The sequence below is a fragment of the Bacillus sp. cl96 genome (genome assembly GCF_900100505.1).
Classification (GTDB): domain Bacteria; phylum Bacillota; class Bacilli; order Bacillales; family Bacillaceae_G; genus Bacillus_A; species Bacillus_A cereus.
In genome coordinates this window covers 68476-92396 of record NZ_FNDM01000010.1, presented here as the reverse complement: position 1 = coordinate 92396, position 23921 = coordinate 68476, and the positions used below count along the sequence as shown (strand labels likewise).

Genomic DNA, 23921 nt, shown 5'->3' with positions numbered 1-23921 from the left:
AAAATTAGTGAATATGAAAAAATCTTTATCGGTGACAACTTTAGGGTTAGCGGTTTTAGGTTTTGGTTTTACTAATAACGCAAGTGCTTCAGAGGTCGATACTGTAGACAAGCAGCCCGTTTTAGTTGACTTTGATACAATTCAATCAACAAAAACATCTAGTGTTCCTAGTTTGACTGTTGCAGTTGCACCTAAGAATGACTCTAACATTAGCGTATATACTCCCTTTTTTGGTAACCCATATGCAGTTGCTAAATCGAATTCAACTACGACCGAAGACTATGTTTATGCAAAAGCAAGAACTTTCAATGGCGATGGCTCATTAGTGAATACGAAAAGTAATAGTGCAAAAAAATCATCCTTTGTAAGTGCTACAGCGACCAACACAAGCATTTATTATGGAGATGATTACGCTATCGGTAATCATACCTATAAATTAAGTGGTTATAATGATGTGAATCACGAAACAAAAGCTTTCTGGTAAGAAAGAGAAAAAAGATATGCATCTTGCATATCTTTTTTCTCTAATATTTTACATATATTGAGGTGCTATTTATGAAACAAATATATATTATTAGCGGTGTTTTACTTATTTCATTACTTACAATTTATATTTTGTTCAATACTTCATTCATACAACCTCATCCACCTTCCATAGAAAATAAACGAGAGCAACAAACCAATACTATTTCTTACGGATTGAAGGATAATCAAGGCCAACATATTAACAATGGTAGTACAATTACTAGTGAGGATAATAAAATTAATGTAACATTATCATTCGTACATACTATTAATGAAAACCGAAAATATGGATTAATTGTTCTAGAAGATTACGAACAAAAACCTTTTAAAATAGAAGATACTACTACTGAAATATCACACTATTTTTTTGATATGAAACCAAACAGTTCAATTACTACGAAAATCTCTTTACACACTTCTCCTAATGCAAGTGAATTAACCTTTTTAATAATTAAAAAAACCTGAATACAAATTAAAAGATAATAACTTAAATAAAGCAGCTATTTTAGAAGATATTCTAAGTATGCGATATTCAATACATCCTCTTCAGAAAGAAAACGAAAAAATAAAACTCTCCCTTATAGATCCAGATGCTATTCTAAAAGATGGTCTTTACGAACCATTATTTGTTACGAACCGTGAAGAGAACTTACAAACTGTCTTCTTTGAAAAGGAAGGCAAGCAATTAATTTTATCAAACGGTAATGAAACAAATGATGAAATGACTTACGCAATCGTGGCTTTTAAAGATTGGAAACAAGTTGAAATATTTAACAATAGAAAAGTCGTTTATACTAAGGTTGCACCTGAAACGAGGCAAATCTTTAATTTCACATTGCCTTCAGTGGATCAGGAAAGTAATTTGCAACTCGTCGCTTTTCCATTTCCTTATAAAGTTAGCGAAGAAGATTATATCAGTCAACAAGCATTCAGTTCCTTTCGCATCGTAATTGAAAATGAAAATAAATAAGTTATACTATGCACATTACAACAACCTAAAAAAGGCCTACTCACACGAGTAGGCTTTTGAAACTATGAAAGTTTCGTCAATAACTGATTTAAATCTTTTTTCGTTTTCATCGTTAATGATTTCATTTTATTAATATCGATTTTTTCTTTCTCCGCTCCTACAATTAACGGATACATACTTTGACCGATTGTTTTAGAATCCGTCGGATGTGATGCTTCTAGCTCTTTTTCAATCACATCCCACTTTTCATTAATTTGTTTGCCAAGCTTATTCACTGTTTCCAATTTTGGATTAGCAGCTAACTGCTTGTCCAAGCTATCAATTAATGCTACAACTTCTTTAACATTCGTTTTCACAGCAACACTTTTCTTCGGATCTTTCGTTGTCTTTCCGTTATTGTTTGTGCTTGTACTTGTGCTTTGATCTGTTGTTTTCCCGCTAGTCGTTTGATCATTCGTTTTTCCTGTCGTCTCTTTTTCTTTTGTTTTTACATTTTCGTTTTGAGTTGACGTTTTGCCGTTACTTTCTGTCCCTGATGATTCTTTCATATTTTTTGCATCCTTATCTGTTTTTTCATTTGAAGAAGTATTTGTTTCTTTTTCAGTATCTTTCGTTGTTTTTGACGCTTCATCTGCACTTGTCGTTTTTGCTTCTCCATCATTTTGCGCAGTTACTTGCTCTTTCTTTTCCGTTTCTTTATCTGCTGAAGGACTACAAGCTGCCATAGTAAGCATTGTACCAATTGTTATCGATGCGATAGCGACCTTTTTCATTTTCATATAAATCCCCCTATGTTTTACATAATTTATCCTCCCCTTTACGATTCGATTCCCCCTTAAAAAATCCCTTTTCATACGAATTATCATCTTTCCGACAGTAATCTTCATAATAATACGTACAAAAACTGATAAACTCATTTTAATATTCGAGTTTCTTCTACTTCATTTTTCTACTCGCAAGTAAAAGAAAAAGAGTATATTGTCACATTAAGAATTACTATCTTCATATGACGATATACTCTTCTATCAAATTTTTATCTTTCTTGACATTTTATTTATACAAAAAAATAAAATTTTCTTTCGTTTTTTGTTTCTCAACATTTGTTAACATAATATTTTTATGAATAACCACCATTCGAGTGAATGACTTGCCCAGTAACCCATTTCGCTTCTTCACTTACTAAAAAAGAAATTAAGCGCGCAGCATCCACCGGCTCTCCTACTTTACCTTGCGGGAACTTCCATACTAAATGATGCTTCAGCTCCTCTGTAATCCATCCTGTATTCGTCGGTCCTGGATCAACGGCATTAACAGTAATCCCCTTCTCCATCGCTACTGGTGCTACTGACTTTGTAAATGCTTCAATTGCCCCTTTCGTTGCTGCATATGCTAGTTCATCTGGCATTGGACCTACTGACTGTCCTGAAGTAAGATTAATAATACTCCCGCCCGTTTTAAGTGAATAATGTTTTATAAACAATGAACTTAATAGCATAGTAGCTCGAACATTAACTGTATAATGTTTATCCAACTGCTCTACATCTAATTCCTCAATCCTCGTATGAGTAGAATATACTGCATTATTAACTAGAATAGATGGATCACCTAACCGTTCTGATACCATATAAAACAAACGATTTGGCGAATAAGACTGCGATAAATTGATTTCTGCCATTTCACATCGAACATCGTAACTTTCAATTTCCTTTTTCAGCAAAAAGGGTTCTTGATCACTCATTCCCCATGGCATCGCTTTATCATACTTTGGCCAGTACGTGAAAAAAATGTCTATCCCTTTTTGAGCAAGCACCTTGCATACAGCTGCACCAATTCCATTCAGACGAGTTGCCCCTGTTACAATTGCTATTTTCTTCACCTTTTTCTCCTCCATCTATACACAGATCCCCTGCATGAATACAGAGGATCTATCTTCTTATTGAATATTTGACAGTATACGTTCAGCACCTAATTTTAACATTTTAATAAAGATATAATTTACAATCGTAAACATTACAAATAAAACGATAAACATAACCCACAGTCCGACATGAAGGAAGAAGTATAATACACTTACTCCCCCCACAATAATTAAAGCTATTAAAATATTAGCTAAAAAATTCCACAAAGTTGTATATCGACTTTTAAATAATTTCTGCTCTGTATCCCAATGAATATCTGCAGTTTGCGCGTCCCAGCGTGTTCCGATTAAATTAATTAATAACAACCCGTTCGCACTTAGTAAAAACCACAGTATCATAAAGACTGGAGAAATCCCAGCTACAACTGCCATCGTAATACCAAATACTGCTAAAATGATTACATTAATTAACCAAGCAGTGATTGCTTTCGCAAAAAAGATATCCGAAGCCTTTACTGGTAAATAACGATTCACAAACCAAGAGCTTCCATCTCGCGAAAATGACGTTGTTGCAATGACGTTACTACCCATTAAAAATAACGATGCACAAAGGCCAACACCAATTGCAAATCCTGTTGTCTTTGGATTGTTAATATACTCTGTAATAAACTTTAAGTTTCCATCTTGCACAAATAAAATAAAGAACAACATAATTGGCATAACGAAAGTTTGTACAATGCAATTTAAGAAAAATTGTGGTGTACGGAATAACGTTTTAAATTCTTTTTTCACATACGCTTTTAAATGCGAACTTTGTACTGTTGATTTCTGTAAACCTTCCGCCGAAATAACTTGTTTCTTTGCTGTACTCGTTGAAAGTCCAATAACCCCTTTTAAATATGTACGCTCTGCTATGTAATAAAACAACACAAAGAAGACAAATGAAATAACTGCAAAGATTATTACATATAAAGGTCCCTTCCAATTTGCATTTTCTACTAATGCTACTGCTCCAAAATATGTAGTTGGAAAATAGTTTGTCATTTGTACTAAAAGAGAAGACTGGTTGTTTGCAAGGTAATCCGCAATTGCATCTTCAGAAAACGAACTTTTATTTTTCCACTGCAAAAATACGTTAATTCCTACAATAAATAGTATACTTACGATTCCAATAAATATATTTCCTCGGTCTTTATTTTTCGCTATATTTGTATACCTCATAATAACTGTCATCAGTAACGAAGCTAGTACTAACGGCACAATTGGGAAGAGTAAGTAAATGAAAATCATATATATGTAATATGTAATAAATGCTCCACTTTTTAAACCGTACGTAATAAAGATCGGTAATAAAATAAATGAACTCATTACGTATTGTGTAATTAATACTGTTAAAAATTTGGCTGAAATAATTTGCGCTGGTTTTAATGGTAATGGTAATAACATTTCAATGTCATTGCTGTAGTAAAATACAGTTAAAATGTTCGTAATACTCATTAAAAATACCCATATACTCGCAATCGCAAGTCCCATTGCGATAATCATTCCTGGATCTTGCCCTAAATGTATCATTCCCTCATACATTGCATGCGTGATAGAACCAAACAGTAAAAAGCCGACAAATAAAATAGCTGCAAATGAAAATACATACGCCCATCGCTTCTTCTTATCTGTTATAAAATCTGCGTAATTTAACTTTAATAGTGCCTTCGTTAACGTCCAAATTTTACTCATTGCCCGTCATCTCCAAGAACATTTTTTCAAGTGATTCATTGGATTTAAAATGATCTCTCATTTCATCTAAATTTCCTTTAAACTGCAAATTCCCCTTATTAATAATAGCAACCCGGTCACATATTTTTTCCGCTACTTCTAATACGTGTGTAGAGAAAAATACAATCTTTCCTTTATCCGCATGCTCTCTCATCATTTCTTTTAAAATATATGCAGATTTCGGATCAAGCCCAGTTAATGGTTCATCTAAAATCCATACATCTGGCTCATGTACGAGCACACCAATAATAACGATTTTTTGTCTCATACCGTGCGAATAACTTTGAATTTGATCAGATAAAGCATTATAAAGATCAAACTTCTTCGCTAAAGACTCTATTCGTTCTTGTCGTACTTCTTTCGGCACTTCATACATATCGGCCATAAAGTTTAAATATTCAATTCCTTTTAATCGTAAAAACATATCTGGACTATCTGGTACATAACCAAACGTCTTCTTCGCTTCCATCGGCTCTTCCATAATATTTTTTCCGTTAATCGTAATAGTCCCTTTGTCCACCCCGTGAATACCAGTAATCATCTTAATTGTCGTTGATTTACCCGCACCATTCGGTCCTAAAAATCCAAAGATTTCGCCGCTAGGTACAGATAAACTTAAGTCTTTTACTGCATAGGTAGACCCATTATAACTTTTTGACACATTCGTAATTTCAATCATTCCATCCAATCCTTTCCTTAATTACCAAATAACTATATTGATATTATAGCATACTTCTATTTTTAGATTTTTGTATTTTTCAGTTTTTTAACCTTTGAAATAAATATACAGACCTAATCCAACAATCAAAACGACAGCTAGTATAATATAAATCATCGTAAGCCTTCTAATATTCCCCTTTGTCGCTTTACTATAGTTTGCATCACCCTTTCGCCCAATTAACACCGTCGCGACTACAGTAATGACTACAAGTAATACAACGATCATAATCCAATTTAGCATACCTTCCTCCCCCTCCTTACAACCATTTTACAATATTATCCTCTTTGTTTCGCAGCATATTTCCTCTTTTTACTATTATTATGAAGCAAACTGGAAAACTATTATTACCATTCCTATCCAATTGTGATATATTTGTAACATAACGTGACTTATTTCTAACAACGTAAGGAGGACCTATCATGAAAACAACTTGGATAAAATATTTAGGATTTCTCGGTTTCTTCGGTTTCCTCGGATTTTTTTATGAAAAAGGATTGTTTACTATGTTCTGTTTCTTCTCCTTTTTCACATCGTATAGAACAGTTCAACACGATGAACTGTTTGAACAAATTGTCAATAAATCGTGTCGCAATGCATTTATCGTTACATTACTAACTACTGCTATCATTATATTTATTGAAATGTTATTTCCAAACTCTACGCTACAAGAGATTGATATCGCTCTTATTTTCGGCACACTCATTCTTACATTCGGTTTTTCTATGTTCTTTTATGATAAACCTGTTGATGAAATGGAAGATGCACCATGGCGTTCGTAACGAAGATAAAAGAATACCGCGCAAAATTGAACATGACACAAGAAGATTTAGCAAAGAGCGTTGGTGTGCGACGTGAAACAATTAGTCATCTCGAAAAAGGTAAATACAATCCTTCCTTACAACTTGCTCACGATATAGCGAAGGCACTACATAGTACGATTGATGAGATTTTTATTTTTGAGGATAAATAAAAAAATACCGTCATTCTTTCCAAGAAGAATGACGGTATTTCTCATTGATTATCCATATAAAACCGCATGAAATACGCCTAATAGTAAGTATTGATCCTCCATGTAATCTCCATCATATACATTCATCTCAATGTAATACATATCTTCCTCAAGACGAATATTCCAATCTGCAATTACATAGCCTTTTCGTAATAATTTTCCCATTCCAAATGAAGTTTTATGAACAACGTATTCTTCTGCCTTATATGTAAAGGTAAATAAGAAATTTGCATCCAATAACTTTCCGTCACATACAAGTATTTCATGCTCTGCATCATGATTATCTTTGTACATTACTAAAATCCTTCTTTGGCGCTGCCTACTTACATCCTTTGCAATGACGCGAATATTGTCCTTACTATCCTTTATTTCATAAATAATATTACTACCAATTTTCGGAATAAAATCCAGCACTCTCATCAGCGTATTTTTATAATAGCCCCTTACTACACCTACTTGCTCACTTCCATTATAAACCTCTATCGGTGTCGTATCTGCTTTACTATCACACGGTCGTTTGTAAGAGAGCTGCATCATTCGCTCTCCTCTTAAGTACTGATCAAACGTCACAGGATATTCTATCATGCGCAGTTCTTTATTTAACTCATACAAATAGCGTTGAACACTCTCTATTAATGTTGTAGTAGCTATACGCTCTTGAAGTTCAAATTCTTGCCAGCTGGAAAAAACATTCCATTGATTATGATCCTCTTCATAGAAGAAACCAAGAATTACCTCTTCACGGTCAGCCGTTTCATATTTCATAGGCACGTTCTGCCCATGTTGAACTTGTTCCATCCACTGACCTAAATAAATCCCCAGCTCTGCAACCTTCATACATGATTTTTGAAAAAATACGCTGTCACTCGCGCAAATCGTTACATCTCCTTCGATAAAGCCCTTTGAATAAGCATCATACCGTGGCTCATCCTTCTGCGGGAGATTCTTGTCTAACTCAAATAAAAACGTTAACATCCTTTATTCACCTCTAGTTGTTACACTAATCATACATGACATCGCATCACGCTAGGAAACTATTTATATACGCATATTTAATTCACGCATTATAACACGTGAATGACCTTGTATAGTAGCTCTATTTTTTTGTTCTATATCTTAGTATATGAATTTATATGAGCGATTTTTCAAATATATCTATCGCAACTTACAATATATCAACGATTTTTCAAATATATCTATCACAACTTACAATATATCAACGATTTTTTCAATATATCGATTTTTCGACAAATATCAGCATGATTAAAATGAAGCTACCTTTTCTTCCGCCACTTCTACAATTTCTAAAATTTGTAGCAGACTCTCCACTTCATAAGTCGGGTTAACATCTGTCCCGTTTTCTTTCAAACTCGGATTATACCAACACGTATCAATGCCGTAATCTTCTCCGCCTTTCATATCAGAAGTTAACGAATCTCCAACCATTAGTACGCTTGATTTATCAGTAATCCCAAACTTCTCAAACGCATAATCAAAAATCTCACGTGCTGGTTTTTGATGACCAACTTCTTCAGAAATAATAATGTGATCAAAGAAATTACATAAAGGCGAATTTCCGATTCTTGATTGTTGCACCTTCGTATATCCATTCGTAATAATACCTAACTTGCAATCTTGTAGATTTTCACATAATTGTACTGCGCCTTCTATAAGATGTACTTCTTTCCCTAAGTTTTCAAGATATACATCACTAAATTGCTGTGCATCTACGTCTATATTATGAAGTGCAAATAATTGTCTAAATCGATTTACTGCTAATTCACTTAGCGTAATCATTTTATTTTCTAAATCTCTCCATAATCCATTACTAATCTCCTTATAGCTTGCAAGATAATCATTATACCCTGTAGGCATATCAAACTGTACAAACGCATTATGTAATGCGTGTCTTTCCGTTTCGGGGAAATCTAATAATGTATCATCTACGTCGAATAATATAACTTTGTATTTCATGATGTTCTCCTCAATTCCTATTTTAAAAGCTTCGTTCTCATTGTTTAAAATTTATTTAATTCTTTTAACTAAAGCACACTTTAATTCAATTTTTATATAACTAAAACTACACCTCTGCGTTTAATAACTTATAATCATTATTAAAATAGGCATGTATCATGTGTCCACCAAATAAATCTCCATCATGATATTCACAGTATATATCATTTTCTCTAATTTCAATTTCATAGAGCGTAATTGCTTTTGCGAATTTTTCTTTCGTTATATCATATTCTCCTGCATCTACAGCATCCCAATTTAAATGTTCATCATTCTCATCATACTCAGGCCAAAAATCATTTTTGTAATTTATCAATTTTTCTGCTATGGCTACTTTAGCCTTTTTATCAAATTCTTCTATGCATAAAAAAAGCTTCTCTGCCCTTTTAATCATCTCATTAACATCTACATATTCATTTCTAATATCCAATTGCCAATGTATTTCCCCATTTTTTTGCTGATATGCTTTACATGTCTCATTAAAGGTAAACAATCCTATTAATTCACTTTTTATTGATTTCTCCATCTCCTAATTTCCTTTCTATTATGATAACCCTCCATCAAATACATAGACATTTTCTTGCTTTTTCCCTATAGTTCATTATAGAAATCATTATAAATCACACGACTTTACCGTCACTTAACATAATAACACGATAGTAATATAAGTTTATATATTTCATTATGAGGCGCTTAACCTGCTCTTTATTGAATACACCATTATCTTCTATTTTCAACTACGCTATAAGTAAAAGGAGGCTAATCCGCTCAGCCTCCTTTTACTTATTAGTCTTCTAGTAATAACTCTTTCATTTCCTCTAACGACTCTTTCGTAAAGCCAAGAGCCCTTTCAGCGTATGCTTCAACTGATCCGTATTGCTTTTGAATTTCACCAATCGCAGCTTGCAAGTATTCAGCACGTGCTTCAAACATTGCACCTAATATCGCTCTGCTCTCATCGTTTTGTAATTTCGCACCTAAAAAGGCCATCATTTTTTCATTTAGCTTTTCACGGAATCCGTTACTTAGTAAGTAGTCTTCCATTACTGTTTTTTCTGGTACACCTAGTAAAAGTAGTAATAATGCTGAACCAAATCCAGTACGATCTTTTCCAGCTGTACAGTGGTTTACTAACGGTAAGTTTTCCGGGTTTTGCGCTAAGTTTAAGAAGCTTACGAACGCCTCGTTACCACTTACGAAATCTTGATTCATTTTCACAAGATACTCACCTGGTTTTCCTAACATAGAAAGGTCACCAACTTGGAAAAACTCATTAATATTTAAGTCTTTCGCTAAGTCTTGCATAACTGGTAAGCACACTTGACGAGCACCTGTAATCTCAGGATTTGGCTTATGCTTTACCTCAAAGTCTGTACGATAGTCACAAATTAACTTTAAACCAGACTTTTGTAAATAGTCGATATCCCACTCTGTTAGTCCTGCTAATTCTTCAGAACGGTATAATTTGCCCCATTTCACTTTACGTCCATCTGTCGTTTCATATCCACCCATATCACGGAAGTTAAACGCACCTTGTAATGGCAATCTACGCTCAGCTACTGTCACTGCTTGTCCATTACTTCCTACTAGTCTAAAATATGGACGTTCATTTTCACTCGGGTTTTCAATTGTATATGATAATTCTCCATTTACAGTTGCAAGTAGTTCTCCATTTTCTTCAATATGATCTGGTGAAGTACTCCAATAAATACGAACTTCTTCTATATTATTTTCCCACTTTATTTGTAACGTATTATCTTCAATTCTTTCTACAGTTGCTTGTAGCCAATTTCTTTGCTGCTCCATTCTTTCACCAACGCTTTCTCTTATAATCGAATCTCACTCTATTGTATTATACAAATATCTACTTTGTCGTTCTCATTTTTCTTTTTATCTTACAAACAGGCAAAAAGTTCTTTTACTTGTTCAAAATTTGTACATGGATTACCGCGAAATACGTATGCGATTTGTTCATTACCTAAATCTTCGTATACAACTGTTCCGCGATTAGGGTGCGAATAAAACTCTAACCCGTTTATAATTTGTTTTGGGCCATAGTTCATTGTCCATGAAGAAATAGGATAATACGCTTTGTTTTTATGTCTACAAACCCAAAGTGCATATAGTTTATTAACTTCGTCCCAGTATACATACTGCGTTTCGTCATTTCCGAAACCGACCGATTCAAGTTTCCAATTTAGTTTTTCATGAATTAACAAATTTACATAGGATACGTCATCTGGAGCATTCCACTCTCTACATCTTCCTATCTCACCCATTTCACTTCTCTTCGCTTGAAAGCTTAATATGTGAAATGATGTATGTAATATCGTTTTCCCAAGCTCCATATTTACTGGTTGTAATTCAAATAGAAATCGTTCCATTTCGTCTTGGTTTACATATCCATGATCAACAGAAATTTCAACTTGTGTTTTCCATATAGATGTAACGTAACTTTCTTTTCCTTTATAATTTACACCTTTCCAATACACAAGCCCTTTATATTGAAAACAATCTCCTTTTGCTTGAGAAATACAGCTATCCGGAAATACTGGTTCTATTATATCGAGAAAAAATTCCTTTACTCGAAACATCCCAGTTGGAGTAACAACCTGAAACCAAAAAGTTCCCCACTTTTCACCTTCATAACGTTCTGAAACTTTTTCAACATTCCAGCCTTCTAACAATACATTTGGATACAATAACACGAATGAATGCATGGATTGCTTTAACATATATAGTCCCCTCCCGCTATACGAGTTCGAGAGTATACATCATTCATCCTCCTAAAACTTTCTCACATATCTCTCAGTTGAACTAAGCAGCTGACATCCATTCTTTTCAAAAACATCCTTCATCCACTCATTTTGCATATTTGTCTCACCAATATAATAAGATGCACCTATTTCCTTTAAGACAAACATCGCACCTGCAAATAGTGCAGCTTCATATCCCTTATTACGCATATTTGGAGTAACTGCGAAGTACATAAGTTTCCCTTCTTCTAACGCACCTCTTTCAATATGTGGAATTACAATTCCTATCGGCTCTTCACCTACACTCGCTATTAAACAATGTTCTTTCCACTGCTCACCAATTTCTTCTAGCATCATATGCACAAATTGATCATGAGCGACTGGTTCTCCCGTCGCTTCATTCCACAGTGAATAAAAAGCCTCTTCTCCAACTTCTTCAATAAGCTTAAAATCAATTTCACTTTCTACATCTTCTACTTCGTATATATCTTTAAATACAATCATGTTTTCCGTAACATATTCAAATGAATACGTTTCAAAACATTTTTTATACACATCATAATTTGGACTTTTTGAAGAGATTTCAAAATGTAGTTTTTCTAATCCATCTTTTTTAGCTTTAGCAACGCAATATTGCATCATTTCCTCTAATTGCTCTTCTGTAAAAATCTCTGCATTATTTTCTTTTATCATAATAGAAGAAGCACTTCTTCTTATTTTAAAATGTTTTTCTAACTGTTCTATCGTCGTCATATTCTTCCCTCATCTATATCATACTCGAATTTCTAATCGTTCTCCTTGCATGAGCAGGATTGTCCTTGAATATATAGAATACTAGAAAAGATCGCATCTTTAAAGTGCGGAGGAGGTTCTCCATTGGATATTACAGCATTGCAACAACAGTTAGAGCTTATACAACAAAATGACTACACGCAACTGCAACATATAGACGTAAATGAGTTAACTTTGAACATGCTTCAGTATATCGGAACGACTGATAGCTACGTTCGTTACCAACTTATATATAAATGTTTTGCGCATTTCATTCATCATGAATTCCTTATGGACGATCAGCTGAAATTACTTCTGCAAACTTGTTTAAGTGATGAGTATTTATATTGTGACATTTACTCCCCACATACAGATGGGGTTTTCACACGTTCTTACACTGTTTCGTTAATTGCGTTAATACTCCAATTCGCTAATTCGCACTACTTTTGTACAGAGGAGGATATCGAAGAAATAAAAAATAAACTCATTACATACACAAACTTAGAAACGGATTTTCGGGGCTATATTGAAAATAAAGGATGGGCTCATTGTCTTGCTCATGTATCTGATGCCTTTACTGAAATTGTTCATAATACGTATACAACTTTTGAATGGTACGAAGAATTAATTCATTGTTTATTAAATAAAATCTTTATTCCATCTGACCTTTTTCATAATAACGAAGATGAACGCATTGTTACTCCATTACTAGCAATGCTGTATCATGATTTTCCTCAGAACGATTTAATTTCTATTATTCATAAAAAAATAAAAAGGCTTCCTCAAATTAGAAAACGCCTTTCGCTTAATGAGTATTGTATTTTATGTGCCAATATTAAAACCTTTTTACGCACATTATTTTTCAGAACGAAAGATGACCATAACTTAGCCTTTACAGCACGTAAAACAGAAAGAATGTTAAAAGAACTTCCTAACTATTATTAAATACAAGGAGCAATGACATGGGTTATATTGAAGATATGAGAAATCTAGTAGGAAATCATCCACTTATTCTAATAGGATCACACGCCATTATATTAAATGAAAAAGATGAAGCATTGCTGCAGCTCCGTACAGATTTTAACCGCTGGGGCATTATTGGCGGTGCCTTAGAATATAACGAAACGTTAGAAGATGCTTTAAAACGAGAAGTGTTTGAAGAAACTGGACTTATTATTAAAAATCCAGAACTATTCCGTACATACTCAGGACCAGATTTCTTTCAAATCTATCCAAATGGCGATCAAGTACACGGTGTACTCGTTGTTTATATTTGCCGCGAATTCCACGGTGAGCTTGTATGCGACCATACGGAATCGAAAGAACTACGCTTCTTTTCACTTGATGAATTACCTAATAATCTTCCTCCTGTTATCGAGAAGATTATTACAGATTATCTAAAAAAATAAGGGAACGCTTAACGTTCCCTCTCAAATCCAATCCGTTTTTTAATTTCCGCTAAATTTACCTTCGCAATAGCGCGTGCCTTCTCAGCACCGTTTTCTAATGCTTCATATAATAAATCCGGCTCATTCATATACATTGCGTACTTTTCACGAGGTCCAGCTAACTCACAATCTACAACGCGAAACAACTCTTTTTTCACATCGCCCCATCCGATTCCAGTCTCATATTTTTCACGTAATGACTGTACTTCGTCTTCTGTCGCAAACTCTTTATATATCATAAATAATGTTTCTAATTCTTTCGGTTCATTTGGAAGTGAAGAGTCTGTTTTGATTTTAAATATTAACTTTCGAAGTTTTTCTTGCTCTGCAAATAATGGGATTACATTTCCGTAACTTTTACTCATCTTCCTTCCATCAAGACCAGGTAAAATAGCTCCTTCTTCTTGCACTACATACTCCGGTAGTGTAAATGTCGTGCCAAATGTATGATTAAAATACGTCGCAATATCACGCGCAATTTCAATATGCTGAATTTGGTCTTTTCCAACTGGTACATGAGTAGCTTGAAATAATAATATGTCAGCTGCCATTAAAATCGGGTACGTGTATAACCCCATATTCACTCCCGCATCGACCTCTAACCCTGCTTCTTTATTTTGCTCCACCTTCGCTTTATACGCATGAGCACGGTTCATAAGACCTTTCGGAGTTAGGCAAGCTAAAATCCAAGCTAATTCTAGAATTTCCGGTACTTCTGTTTGCCGATAAAAAACAACATCTTCCCCAAGTCCAAGCGATAACCAAGTAGCTGCTACCTCTTTCGTATAACTGCTGAACTTTTCTGAATCATGCACAGCATTTAATGCATGATAATCAGCTATAAAGTACAATGCTCTTCCTTCATTATTCTTTGACATTTGTAATGCAGGTTTAATCGCACCAATATAATTTCCTAAATGTGGATAACCTGTCGGCTTAATTCCTGTTAACATTATTTTTTCACTCACACTAACTCCTCCTTTCGCAAAATAAAAAGAGCCCCTCATCCTTAAAAAAGGACGAGAGACTCCCGCGGTACCACCTTAATTAGCTATCATTAGCTCACTTCATACTTCAATAACGTGAAGTAACCGTCTTTACCTACTCATTTCAGTTAGAAGCTCCAGAGTCCATTCCATATTCATCCCTTACTGATTTCCACCACATATCAGCTCTCTGAAAAGTTTCGAATATGTACTCTTCTCTTTCATTGCTTTTTCGTTATTTTTTACAGTTTATCACATTTCACTTCCAAACAAACCCTAATTTTCTATTTTATATAGCAGGAATTTCCACTTCAATTGTCTAATATTATATAGGTTTGTTGAAATATTCGAAACAACTTTGGAGGTTTTTTCATGGTAAAATATATATCAATTTTAGGTTCAACAGGATCCATCGGCACATCTGCATTAGATGTCGTTTCAGCTCATCCTGAACATTTTAAAATCGTCGGTTTAACCGCAAATTATAATATCGATCTTCTTGAGCAACAAATCAAAACGTTTCAACCTCGTATTGTAAGCGTTGCGACAAAAGACTTAGCAGACAAGCTTCGTACGCGTATTTCAGCAAATACAAAAATCACACACGGGACTGATGGCTTCATTGCAGTAGCTACTCACCCTGATTCAAATCTTGTATTAAGCTCTGTTGTAGGTGTTTCAGGATTACTTCCAACAATTGAAGCATTAAAAGCGAAGAAAGATATCGCTATTGCTAATAAAGAAACTTTGGTTGCAGCTGGACATATCGTAACTGAACTAGCGAAACAAAACGGATGTCGCTTAATTCCAGTAGATAGTGAGCATTCAGCTATTTTCCAATGTTTAAAAGGAGAAAATAATAAAGAGATTGAGAAGTTAATTGTAACAGCTTCCGGTGGTGCTTTCCGTGATAAAACACGTGATGAAATGCAAACATTACAAGCAAAAGATGCTTTAAAGCACCCAAACTGGTTAATGGGCGCAAAACTAACGATTGATTCTGCCACATTAATGAATAAAGGGTTCGAAGTAATGGAAGCGAGATGGCTATTTGATATTCCATATGAAAAAATTAATGTAATGATTCATAAAGAAAGTATCATTCATTCTTTAGTAGAATTTATTGATGGATCAGTTATGGCACAGCTCGGTGCTCCTGATATGAGAATGCCGATTCAATATGCGTTTCACTATCCTACTCGGCTACCTTCTTCCTATGAAAAATTAAATTTATTAGAAATCGGTAGTTTACATTTTGAAAAACCAGATTTAGAGAAGTTCCCTTGTCTACAATACGCATATGAATGTGGCAAAATCGGTGGTACTACTCCCGCTGTATTAAATGCAGCAAATGAAATTGCGAATGCGCTATTCTTAAAAAATGAAATTGCCTTTTTCGATATTGAAAAAACAATTTACAAAACAGTTGAAGCTCATCATAACGTAAAAGATCCTTCACTAGATGCTATATTAGAAGCGGATCAATGGGCACGCCAATATGCAAATGAATTGTTAATAAAAAAGCGCTAAAACAGTTCCCACTGTTTTAGCGCTTTTTTTCACGTATTCAACTTAACAAATCTATAACCGTGCGTAACTAATACTTTCAATATCGCATATCCTGGAATCGCTAAAATAATCCCCATAATCCCGAATAAGTTTCCGGCAGTTAAAATGATAAAAATGATAGTAATCGGATGAATATCTAACTTTTTACCCATAACTTGCGGAGAAATAAATTTACCTTCTGCTAATTGTACAACCATCATAACGATAATTACTTTTAACACCATTGCTGGCGAGTCGATAAATGCGATAATTAACGCTGGTGTAATCGCGATAATTGGTCCTACGTACGGAACGATATTTACAATCATCGCTAAAATCGCAAGTAATACCGCATATTTAATACCAATAATAAGATAACCAATTAATAGCATAATACCGATAAATAAGCTGACGATAATTTGACCTCTAATATACGAGCTAATCGCATAATGCATATCATCTAGTATTCTCATTGCTGCTGGTTGTCTTTGCTCTGAAATAAACTTTAAAAAGTGATTCGGCAATTGCTCACCATCTTTTAAAAGATAGAACAATATAAATGGAACCATTACAAATGTCAAAACAACCTCTGTAACAGTACTCAAAAATCCAGTTACATTCCCAGTTACTGATGATAATGACTTTGTAAAATCAACTGTGTATTCTTTTACCATATTCGCAACATTAATATTTAAATTCTCCTGAATTTTACCGAGTAAATTACTTTCCCCGAATCTACGTGCTGCTTGTTCAATCTCATGGCCAAAATACGGTAAGTTATCAATTAATGCATCAATTTGATCTTTAATAATAGGGATAACCGTTACAACTAAAAATACAAATAATCCTAGTACGATTAAATATATGGAAGCTATCGATACGATTCTTGAAACACCTTTCTTTTCTAAAAGCGAAACGAATGGATGCAAAATATAAAATAGCACGCCTGCTAATAGTACTGGGAAGAAAATTGTTTTTAAAAATACGATAAACGGTGTAAAAACAAATGATATTTTTGTTAGCAATAAAATATTAATGAACAATAACGCAAATCCAAGTAATACCGCCAAATAATTTTGTTCTCTAAAAAACTTTCTTAACTTATCTCTTTTTCTTATATTTATTTTCTCCAATGAAACCACCTCTTCGAATGATGAAAAGCCCTTATTCAGGGCTCTTCATCATAATCTATATCTCTATTTCTTTGCAGCTTTCACTACAAATGATACAATAAGAATTAACACGATTGCACCTAATAATGCCGGCACGACATGAATCCCACCAAATGATGGCCCAAAGGATCCAAATAATCTACCACCTAACGAAGCACCTAATAAACCTGCGATAATATTTCCGAACATACCACCTGGGAAATTTTTACCTGTTATAGAACTAGCAATTGCACCTATAATAGCACCAACTATTAATGTGATAATCCATCCCATTTTTAGTCCTCCATTTCTATTATAGTTTGTATGATTCAATACAAACATATGTATTTATCATTGCTAATCATATTTCACTATAGAAATATATTTACTACTATTTTACATATGGAGATACATATATTATATGCAAAAAAGAAAAATATTGTCAAACTAACCCATAAAGCAATTATATTCATATACCATATTTAAAGGAGGCTTCATTATCTATGATTCTTAAGTTAAATTCCACTTCTTTTGAAGTAGCAACCTCCATTTTACAGGTTCAAATTCCAGCTTATAAAGTTGAAGCAGACTACTTGAATAGTACTGCCATACCTCGTTTATATGATACTGTAAACGATATTCAAAATTGCGTTGAAACATTCTATGGATATTTTTCTGAAAATAAACTTGTCGGTTTTATTTCTTTTGTACAAGAAGAAAAACTAATCGATATCCACAGGTTAGTTGTATCGCCCGATTTTTTTCAAAAAGGAATCGCAACGAAACTCCTAATTTATATATTTAACATGTTTCCCTCTTCAATGACATACATTGTACAAACAGGTAAAGCGAATACCCCTGCTATTACTTTATATAAAAAACACGGATTCATTACAGTATCAGATACAATACTTCCTGACGGTATGATTCTTACGCAATTAAAAAAGACAGAATACACAAAATAATTTGACTTCTTCGCTCCTTTATGTTATTTTTTACTTTATAAAACCTTTTGCTGAGTCCAAATTTTGGAGCGGGGGAACCATTTTTGTAGCTATGCTACTTGGGGCGAATCTTTTTTAAGTAGGGAAACTCTCACTTCCCGAGTCCGACAGCTAACCTCGTAAGCGTAATGGGAGAGGAAGGTGCTTTTTGCCTATGTTACACATTTTGCCTCCTTAATTATAAATATGGGATCGATATCAAATAGTCACCTATATTTATAGAAAAGGAGAATGTATTATGTTACGTTTATCTGATCACGCAATTAAAATGATGGAGCAAAGACTCCGGATTGAAAAACAACGCACATATCAAGCAAATAAAGTTGTAGATAACTTACATCACAAATACTTCTTTCAGCATATTTTTCAACCGAAAAGATAAAGAAACGGTTCATTTAACATTAAAAGCACAAGGTGTGTCTAAAAAGACATTCCTTGTGTTTTTTATTTTTCTTATAATATTCTCACTACATTTAAACTTGCCGTAATTGCACCTGCTATGGTTGTTACATGCCCTACACCTAATGGACCATTTTGTAATACTAACGTTGAATTAGCACTCGTTACATTCACAAGAAGTGTATTTGAAATGGCCGGTTCGATTACTACAGTTGATGTCGTTACGTTTTGTATAAAACTCCCTGTTAGTTGCGTTCCATTTAATAGCAATCTCACAGATACTGTCTCATTCCCACCAGTCGCGTCCCCTTGGAAATAGTAGCTTACTAAATATATTCCTGGCGTCGCTACTGTGACTGTCGTAGCACTAGTTAACGATACACCAGTTCCATATACAGTGGATCCAGAATTAATTGGGATAGTGGCATTTGCCGCAATTGTACTTGTTGATGTAGAAAAGAAATATCCGCCACCTGTCGATATAGCAGATGATCCGGTTGGGCCTGTTGCTCCCGTTGGACCGGTTGCTCCTGTTACACCGGTTGCTCCCGTTGCTCCTGTTGGACCAGTCACTCCTCGTATGCCTTGGTTTCCTGTCGGGCCGGTTGCACCAGTCAATCCCGTCTGGCCCGTTACTCCTGTTGGACCCGTTATCCCTTGGGGACCTTGGATTCCTTGGGGACCTTGAGGACCCGTTGCTCCTGTCGCTCCCGTCGCTCCCACTTGCCCTGTTACTCCTTGCGGTCCTTGGATTCCTTGCAAACCTTGTGGACCGGTTGCTCCTGTCGGGCCAGTTGCTCCCACCTGCCCTGTTACTCCTTGTAGCCCCTGTAAACCAGTTGGACCGGTCGCTCCCCTTACTCCTTGCTCACCTTGTATGCCTTGTATCCCTTGAGGGCCGGTTGGACCGATTGGCCCCTGTGCCCCTTGCACTCCTTGTGGACCAGTCGGACCGGTTGCTCCTACCGGTCCCTGAATTCCTTGTAGACCTTGCGGACCAGTCGGACCGGTTACTCCTTGTATCCCTTGTGGACCTTGAATACCTTGATCACCCGTTGGACCCGTTGCCCCCATTGGTCCCTGTACTCCTTGCAAACCTGTTACACCAGTTGCTCCGGTCGGTCCCTGTATTCCTTGTACCCCTTGAATTCCAGTCGCTCCTGTTGCTCCGGTCGCCCCTGTTGCCCCTGTTGCTCCAGTCGGACCAGTTGGACCCCCTGGTGATCCTGCTGGACCGGTTGGACCAGTTGGACCTCCTGGTGGACCAGTTGGACCGGTTGCTCCAGTCGGGCCAGTTGCAGAACCTGTCGGACCAGTTATCCCAGTGGCTCCTGTTGGGCCGGTTGGACCTCGATCACCTTGTAAACCGGTTGGACCAGTCGGACCGATTACACCTTGCACTCCTTGTATTCCTTGTATTCCTGTTGGACCTACCTGCCCCATTTCTCCCTGGGGACCTTGTAAACCTTGAACACCAGTTTCCCCTTGTGGCCCCATTGGTCCTTGCTCCCCTTGAATTCCTTGAGAACCAGTTGGCCCTGTTGGACCAATCGGACCCTGTATTCCTTGTATTCCGGTTACACCTTGTAAACCACTACCTCCTAAATTACCTTGCACACCTTGTATACCAGTATTTCCAGTTGGTCCAGTCGGACCAATTTCCCCTTGCACTCCTTGTATTCCTTGTATTCCTGTTGGGCCGGTTGGACCGATTTCTCCTTGCATTCCTTGTATGCCTTGTATTCCTGTTGGACCTGTTGGACCGATTGGGCCAGGAATTCCTTGTATCCCTTGAATACCAGTTGGACCAGTCGGACCTCTTTCGCCTTGTATTCCTTGAACACCTTGTATTCCTTGTGGGCCTCGTTCTCCCATAGGCCCTTGATTACCTTGAGAACCTTGTGGTCCAGTTAAACCAGTTGGGCCGGTCGGACCATTTTCTCCTTGCACCCCTTGCACTCCTTGTATTCCTTGTGGGCCGGTTGGACCGATTGGACCTTGTACGCCTTGTATTCCTTGCGGTCCAGTTGGGCCACCTAAAGCACCAGTTGGACCGGTTGGTCCAGTGGGCCCCGTAATACCTGGCGGTGGAAAAGGAATAGGTGCTTGAAACTTACTACACTTATCTTGATTCTTCACAAGCATCTCCCCCGTTATAACTAACGTATCAAACTATTTTTAATACATTTAAACTAGCTGTTATCACACCAGATAATGTCGTTACATGCCCGATAGCTAACGGACCATTTTGTAAAGACAAAGTTGCATTTGAAGAAGTAACTTCAATGACCATCGTATTCGAAACTGCTGGTTCTAATATAAAAGTACCTCCTGTAACATAAAAAATAAAACTCCCTGCGACTTGTGTTCCATTTAAAGTAAGCCTCACTGAAATTGTTTCATTTCCGGCCGTTGGATCACCTTGAAAATAATAGCTTACTAAATATATTCCAGGCGTACTCAACGTTACAGTTGTTGCACTTGTTAAACTAATTCCTGATCCAAAAATCGTAGAACCAGAGTTGATTGGTATTAGCGCATTCGCTGCAATTGCACTCGTGGCAGTGGAAAAGAAATAACCGCCCCCACTAGGTAAACCGGTCGCTCCGGTCACTCCTACTATTCCGGAGAAGCCTATTGCTCCTACGCTACCAGTTGCACCTGTAGGTCCAACCGCTCCATTTTGTCCCTGACTACCTTGCGCTCCAACTGGTCCTATACTACCACTAGCACCTGTCACTCCACTTGCTCCAGTTGGGCCTTGCAACCCTTGAATACCTTGTATCCCTTGTATTCCTTGCGGACCCGTTGCACCTGTATTGCCTGTCGTTCCCGTTATTCCTTGTATTCCCGTAATCCCTTGCACTCCTTGCACACCTTGTGGTCCAGTTGCCCCGGTTGCTCCAGTCGCTCCAGTTTCACCAGCTTCACCTATAATTCCAACATTTCCTTGTGGGCCTTGGGGCCCTTGACTACCTTGTGCCCCTTGGACTCCTTGAGGACCTGTTATACCGACTTCCCCTGTATTTCCTTGGGGACCTCTAATTCCTTGTGCACCTGTTGGACCTATTACACCTTGAATACCTTGTATTCCTTGCACTCCTTGCGCTCCTGTTGGCCCCGTTATTCCTTGTAATCCTTGAGGACCTTGCAAACCAATAGCTCCAGTCGGTCCTATTATTCCTTGCACTCCTTGAGGACCTTGTGCTCCTTGTATGCCTGTCAATCCGGTAGTCCCTTGTATCCCTTGAACCCCTTGAGGACCTTGTGTTCCAGCTGCTCCTGTTTCCCCTTGAATTCCTTGAACTCCTTGTATTCCTTGTGCTCCTGCAGGACCTGTTGCTCCTCGGATTCCTTGTGCTCCTTGAGCTCCTTCCGCTCCTGTAACACCAACTGGACCAGCTATCCCTTGTATTCCCACCATTCCTTGTGCACCTGTTGGACCTATCACACCTTGAATACCTTGAATACCTTTAGGACCTTCTGCACCAGTTGGACCAGTTACTCCCAGCGGACCTTGTATTCCTTGAGAACCTTCTGCACCCGTTGGACCTGTTATACCTTGGTTACCTTGAGGACCTTGTGCTCCTTGTACTCCAACTGCTCCAACTACACCTTGGGCACCTTGCGCTCCCCTTACACCTTGATGACCTGTTGGACCTGTTATACCTTGCACACCTTGCCCTCCAATTGGACCTATCCCTCCGCTTACACCTGTTGAACCGGTCGCACCCGTTGGACCTGTTGGACCTCCTGGTGGACCGGGTGGGCCAGCTGGTCCAGTCACTCCACTAGAAGGGCCAATTAATTGGACCGGTCACTCCCGTCGGACCGCCCGGTGGTCCTTCTGAGCCTTGAGTACCAATACTACCCGTCGCTCCTGTTATACCTCTTATTCCCTTTATCCCTTGAAAACCTGTTGCTCCCGTTATACCTTGTATTCCTTGCACACCTTGTGGTCCTTGTAAACCTATTACACCTGTTATCCCCTTTATTCCACTTATACCTTGGGCACCTTGCATTCCAGTAGAACCAGTTGGACCCACTTCACCTTGTATTCCTTGAGCTCCTTGTGGGCCTTCCTCCCCAGTAATTCCTTGTATACCTTGGAAGCCGTCTTCTCCTTGTATACCAATAGCCCCTTGCTCTCCTTGTATTCCTTGAACACCTTGAGGGCCTTGTGGACCAGTTACACCCGAGACTCCAGTTATGCCTCTCTCTCCCTGCATTCCTTGTGCCCCTGTTTGTCCTCGCTCACCTATTTCCCCTTGTATTCCTTGTATACCTTGTATTCCTTGACTACCAGCAGGACCCGTAGCTCCTTGTATTCCTTCTAATCCTTGTACTCCAATATCACCAATTAGACCTTGGTTTCCGATTAATCCTTGAGTACCTTGGAGACCAGTTGGGCCAGTTATACCTTGCTCTCCTGTATCACCAATAACTCCTTGTATTCCTTGTGCTCCTGTTGTCCCTCGGGGACCTTGTATCCCCCTGATACCTTGAGGACCTTGGGGCCCAGTTGCTCCCGTCGGTCCAGTCACCCCTGTAGGACCAACAGGACCTTCATGCCCTCCAGTTGGACCGATTGGACCACTATTACCTGTCGGACCCGTTGCTCCTATAAGCGGAAGAGGCAGTGCCACTCCAAATTTTTTGCACTTTCTATGATGACGCACAACAATCCCCCTTCCCCAAAATAATTACACCTTTTATATGAAATGCATTTTTATAAGAAAAGTACACCTTTGACCTCATTTTTTTAAAATAAAGAAGCCTATCATTTCATCTATTTGAAACGATAGGCTGCTTTTTATAAAACACTTTACTTTCTCGCCTTAATAATAAAAGTAATTGGCACCATTCTAGCTTTATATAAAGAATAGTATTTCGTAGACATAGACAGGTCAGCTAGTTCTTCATCAAATGAGCTCGATGGTCCAGGCTCTTCTATTAATAAAAAGATTCGACCATCGTATGTGACAGTCG

General features: G+C 37.0%; 23 protein-coding genes, 3 pseudogenes, 1 riboswitch and 1 other annotated feature. Of the genes and pseudogenes, 9 read left to right on the top strand and 17 right to left on the bottom strand.

Annotation, left to right across the window (positions count from 1 at the left end; genetic code table 11):
• The first annotated feature begins 7 nt into the window (after window positions 1-7).
• On the top strand, window positions 8-484 hold the full coding sequence (locus tag BLT20_RS20730) for a hypothetical protein (RefSeq protein ID WP_001056358.1): 477 nt from the start codon (window positions 8-10) through the stop codon (window positions 482-484).
• A 71-nt stretch (window positions 485-555) separates the two neighbouring features.
• A pseudogene (locus BLT20_RS20725) lies at window positions 556-1495 on the top strand (hypothetical protein).
• A gap of 62 nt (window positions 1496-1557) precedes the next feature.
• Here the strand turns inward: BLT20_RS20725 and BLT20_RS20720 are convergent.
• The 5 genes from BLT20_RS20720 to BLT20_RS20695 all read right to left on the bottom strand — a co-directional run bounded on the left by BLT20_RS20720 (window position 1558) and on the right by BLT20_RS20695 (window position 6087).
• The gene (locus BLT20_RS20720; protein WP_073339781.1) at window positions 1558-2274 is read right to left on the bottom strand and encodes a hypothetical protein; all 717 of its coding nucleotides are present in this window, start codon (window positions 2272-2274) and stop codon (window positions 1558-1560) included.
• Window positions 2275-2612: 338 nt separating this feature from the next.
• Window positions 2613-3371 (bottom strand): SDR family oxidoreductase, encoded by a 759-nt coding sequence (locus BLT20_RS20710; RefSeq protein WP_000716965.1) that lies wholly within the window; start codon window positions 3369-3371, stop codon window positions 2613-2615.
• Between the two features lie 57 nt (window positions 3372-3428).
• Window positions 3429-5087, bottom strand: a complete 1659-nt coding sequence (locus BLT20_RS20705; protein WP_000036852.1) for a putative ABC transporter permease subunit — start codon at window positions 5085-5087, stop codon at window positions 3429-3431.
• Window positions 5080-5805 (bottom strand): ABC transporter ATP-binding protein, encoded by a 726-nt coding sequence (locus tag BLT20_RS20700; RefSeq protein ID WP_000570204.1) that lies wholly within the window; start codon window positions 5803-5805, stop codon window positions 5080-5082. The genes BLT20_RS20705 and BLT20_RS20700 overlap by 8 nt, the downstream gene beginning before the upstream one ends.
• An 87-nt stretch (window positions 5806-5892) precedes the next feature.
• Window positions 5893-6087: a hypothetical protein gene (locus tag BLT20_RS20695; protein WP_000935861.1), complete on the bottom strand. Its 195-nt coding sequence runs from the start codon at window positions 6085-6087 to the stop codon at window positions 5893-5895.
• 179 nt (window positions 6088-6266) lie between these two features.
• Here BLT20_RS20695 and BLT20_RS20690 point away from each other — a divergent pair, with 179 nt between their 5' ends.
• Both BLT20_RS20690 and BLT20_RS20685 read left to right on the top strand, forming a co-directional pair.
• Window positions 6267-6626 (top strand): DUF3796 domain-containing protein, encoded by a 360-nt coding sequence (locus BLT20_RS20690; RefSeq protein WP_000859210.1) that lies wholly within the window; start codon window positions 6267-6269, stop codon window positions 6624-6626.
• Window positions 6614-6817: a helix-turn-helix transcriptional regulator gene (locus BLT20_RS20685; protein WP_000896302.1), complete on the top strand. Its 204-nt coding sequence runs from the start codon at window positions 6614-6616 to the stop codon at window positions 6815-6817. Before BLT20_RS20690 ends, BLT20_RS20685 begins: the two co-directional genes overlap by 13 nt.
• A 48-nt stretch (window positions 6818-6865) precedes the next feature.
• On the opposite strand, the gene BLT20_RS20680 is transcribed toward BLT20_RS20685, so the two are convergent.
• The 6 genes from BLT20_RS20680 to BLT20_RS20655 form a co-directional block, all read right to left on the bottom strand.
• Complete coding sequence (locus tag BLT20_RS20680; RefSeq protein WP_000955100.1) at window positions 6866-7831, bottom strand: tubby C-terminal domain-like protein; 966 nt, start codon at window positions 7829-7831, stop codon at window positions 6866-6868.
• Window positions 7832-8119: 288 nt separating this feature from the next.
• Window positions 8120-8830 carry a YjjG family noncanonical pyrimidine nucleotidase gene (locus BLT20_RS20675; protein WP_000875912.1) on the bottom strand — a complete coding sequence of 237 codons (711 nt, stop codon included), beginning with the start codon at window positions 8828-8830 and terminating at the stop codon, window positions 8120-8122.
• Between the two features lie 106 nt (window positions 8831-8936).
• Window positions 8937-9395, bottom strand: coding sequence for a DUF2262 domain-containing protein (locus BLT20_RS20670; protein ID WP_000415679.1), 459 nt, complete (start codon window positions 9393-9395; stop codon window positions 8937-8939).
• Window positions 9396-9655: 260 nt separating this feature from the next.
• On the bottom strand, window positions 9656-10675 hold the full coding sequence (locus tag BLT20_RS20665; protein ID WP_000437802.1) for a tyrosine-protein phosphatase: 1020 nt from the start codon (window positions 10673-10675) through the stop codon (window positions 9656-9658).
• 89 nt (window positions 10676-10764) lie between these two features.
• A complete protein-coding gene (locus BLT20_RS20660; RefSeq protein ID WP_002026111.1) occupies window positions 10765-11604 on the bottom strand; it encodes a hypothetical protein in 840 nt (279 codons plus the stop codon).
• Window positions 11605-11655: 51 nt separating this feature from the next.
• Window positions 11656-12378 (bottom strand): GNAT family N-acetyltransferase, encoded by a 723-nt coding sequence (locus BLT20_RS20655; RefSeq protein ID WP_000207411.1) that lies wholly within the window; start codon window positions 12376-12378, stop codon window positions 11656-11658.
• A gap of 123 nt (window positions 12379-12501) precedes the next feature.
• Here BLT20_RS20655 and BLT20_RS20650 point away from each other — a divergent pair, with 123 nt between their 5' ends.
• Both BLT20_RS20650 and BLT20_RS20645 read left to right on the top strand, forming a co-directional pair.
• Window positions 12502-13341: a DUF2785 domain-containing protein gene (locus tag BLT20_RS20650; RefSeq protein ID WP_000355451.1), complete on the top strand. Its 840-nt coding sequence runs from the start codon at window positions 12502-12504 to the stop codon at window positions 13339-13341.
• A 17-nt stretch (window positions 13342-13358) separates the two neighbouring features.
• A complete protein-coding gene (locus BLT20_RS20645; RefSeq protein WP_000540450.1) occupies window positions 13359-13805 on the top strand; it encodes an NUDIX hydrolase in 447 nt (148 codons plus the stop codon).
• Between the two features lie 8 nt (window positions 13806-13813).
• On the opposite strand, the gene BLT20_RS20640 is transcribed toward BLT20_RS20645, so the two are convergent.
• Window positions 13814-14812: a tryptophan--tRNA ligase gene (locus tag BLT20_RS20640; protein WP_001290899.1), complete on the bottom strand. Its 999-nt coding sequence runs from the start codon at window positions 14810-14812 to the stop codon at window positions 13814-13816.
• Window positions 14813-14856: 44 nt separating this feature from the next.
• Window positions 14857-15064, bottom strand: a binding site (T-box leader).
• 138 nt (window positions 15065-15202) lie between these two features.
• Between BLT20_RS20640 and BLT20_RS20635 the strand changes: the two genes are divergently transcribed.
• Complete coding sequence (locus tag BLT20_RS20635; RefSeq protein WP_000241784.1) at window positions 15203-16360, top strand: 1-deoxy-D-xylulose-5-phosphate reductoisomerase; 1158 nt, start codon at window positions 15203-15205, stop codon at window positions 16358-16360.
• A gap of 29 nt (window positions 16361-16389) precedes the next feature.
• Here BLT20_RS20635 and BLT20_RS20630 read toward each other — a convergent pair whose 3' ends face one another.
• The gene (locus BLT20_RS20630; protein WP_000411484.1) at window positions 16390-17511 is read right to left on the bottom strand and encodes an AI-2E family transporter; all 1122 of its coding nucleotides are present in this window, start codon (window positions 17509-17511) and stop codon (window positions 16390-16392) included.
• Window positions 17512-17574: 63 nt separating this feature from the next.
• Entirely contained in the window at window positions 17575-17823 is a 249-nt protein-coding gene (locus BLT20_RS20625) for a GlsB/YeaQ/YmgE family stress response membrane protein (protein ID WP_000539732.1), read from the bottom strand.
• A 209-nt stretch (window positions 17824-18032) separates the two neighbouring features.
• Between BLT20_RS20625 and BLT20_RS20620 the strand changes: the two genes are divergently transcribed.
• Both BLT20_RS20620 and BLT20_RS30610 read left to right on the top strand, forming a co-directional pair.
• The gene (locus BLT20_RS20620) at window positions 18033-18494 is read left to right on the top strand and encodes a GNAT family N-acetyltransferase (protein ID WP_000601229.1); all 462 of its coding nucleotides are present in this window, start codon (window positions 18033-18035) and stop codon (window positions 18492-18494) included.
• Window positions 18495-18532: 38 nt separating this feature from the next.
• Window positions 18533-18675, top strand: a riboswitch (cyclic di-AMP (ydaO/yuaA leader).
• 96 nt (window positions 18676-18771) lie between these two features.
• Window positions 18772-18915, top strand: a complete 144-nt coding sequence (locus tag BLT20_RS30610) for a hypothetical protein (RefSeq protein WP_000945243.1) — start codon at window positions 18772-18774, stop codon at window positions 18913-18915.
• 71 nt (window positions 18916-18986) lie between these two features.
• Here the strand turns inward: BLT20_RS30610 and BLT20_RS20610 are convergent, their stop codons facing one another.
• The 3 genes and pseudogenes from BLT20_RS20610 to BLT20_RS31360 all read right to left on the bottom strand — a co-directional run.
• On the bottom strand, window positions 18987-21077 hold the full coding sequence (locus tag BLT20_RS20610; RefSeq protein ID WP_002026108.1) for a collagen-like protein: 2091 nt from the start codon (window positions 21075-21077) through the stop codon (window positions 18987-18989).
• 22 nt (window positions 21078-21099) lie between these two features.
• Window positions 21100-23611: pseudogene (locus BLT20_RS20605) on the bottom strand (collagen-like protein).
• Between the two features lie 146 nt (window positions 23612-23757).
• Window positions 23758-23886, bottom strand: a pseudogene (locus BLT20_RS31360) (ubiquinone biosynthesis protein UbiE); the annotation flags it as partial.
• Window positions 23887-23921 lie beyond the last annotated feature (35 nt).

Bases quoted from the DNA above. Each gene is read 5' to 3' on its own strand.
- BLT20_RS20720 (WP_073339781.1), bottom strand. From the start codon at position 2,274: ATGAAAATGAAAAAGGTCGCTATCGCATCGATAACAATTGGTACAATG.
- BLT20_RS20705 (WP_000036852.1), bottom strand. From the start codon at position 5,087: ATGAGTAAAATTTGGACGTTAACGAAGGCACTATTAAAGTTAAATTAC.
- BLT20_RS20700 (WP_000570204.1), bottom strand. From the start codon at position 5,805: ATGATTGAAATTACGAATGTGTCAAAAAGTTATAATGGGTCTACCTAT.
- BLT20_RS20695 (WP_000935861.1), bottom strand. From the start codon at position 6,087: ATGCTAAATTGGATTATGATCGTTGTATTACTTGTAGTCATTACTGTA.
- BLT20_RS20690 (WP_000859210.1), top strand. From the start codon at position 6,267: ATGAAAACAACTTGGATAAAATATTTAGGATTTCTCGGTTTCTTCGGT.
- BLT20_RS20685 (WP_000896302.1), top strand. From the start codon at position 6,614: ATGGCGTTCGTAACGAAGATAAAAGAATACCGCGCAAAATTGAACATG.
- BLT20_RS20680 (WP_000955100.1), bottom strand. From the start codon at position 7,831: ATGTTAACGTTTTTATTTGAGTTAGACAAGAATCTCCCGCAGAAGGAT.
- BLT20_RS20675 (WP_000875912.1), bottom strand. From the start codon at position 8,830: ATGAAATACAAAGTTATATTATTCGACGTAGATGATACATTATTAGAT.
- BLT20_RS20670 (WP_000415679.1), bottom strand. From the start codon at position 9,395: ATGGAGAAATCAATAAAAAGTGAATTAATAGGATTGTTTACCTTTAAT.
- BLT20_RS20665 (WP_000437802.1), bottom strand. From the start codon at position 10,675: ATGGAGCAGCAAAGAAATTGGCTACAAGCAACTGTAGAAAGAATTGAA.
- BLT20_RS20660 (WP_002026111.1), bottom strand. From the start codon at position 11,604: ATGTTAAAGCAATCCATGCATTCATTCGTGTTATTGTATCCAAATGTA.
- BLT20_RS20655 (WP_000207411.1), bottom strand. From the start codon at position 12,378: ATGACGACGATAGAACAGTTAGAAAAACATTTTAAAATAAGAAGAAGT.
- BLT20_RS20645 (WP_000540450.1), top strand. From the start codon at position 13,359: ATGGGTTATATTGAAGATATGAGAAATCTAGTAGGAAATCATCCACTT.
- BLT20_RS20635 (WP_000241784.1), top strand. From the start codon at position 15,203: ATGGTAAAATATATATCAATTTTAGGTTCAACAGGATCCATCGGCACA.
- BLT20_RS20625 (WP_000539732.1), bottom strand. From the start codon at position 17,823: ATGGGATGGATTATCACATTAATAGTTGGTGCTATTATAGGTGCAATT.
- BLT20_RS20620 (WP_000601229.1), top strand. From the start codon at position 18,033: ATGATTCTTAAGTTAAATTCCACTTCTTTTGAAGTAGCAACCTCCATT.
- BLT20_RS30610 (WP_000945243.1), top strand. From the start codon at position 18,772: ATGTTACGTTTATCTGATCACGCAATTAAAATGATGGAGCAAAGACTC.
- BLT20_RS20610 (WP_002026108.1), bottom strand. From the start codon at position 21,077: ATGCTTGTGAAGAATCAAGATAAGTGTAGTAAGTTTCAAGCACCTATT.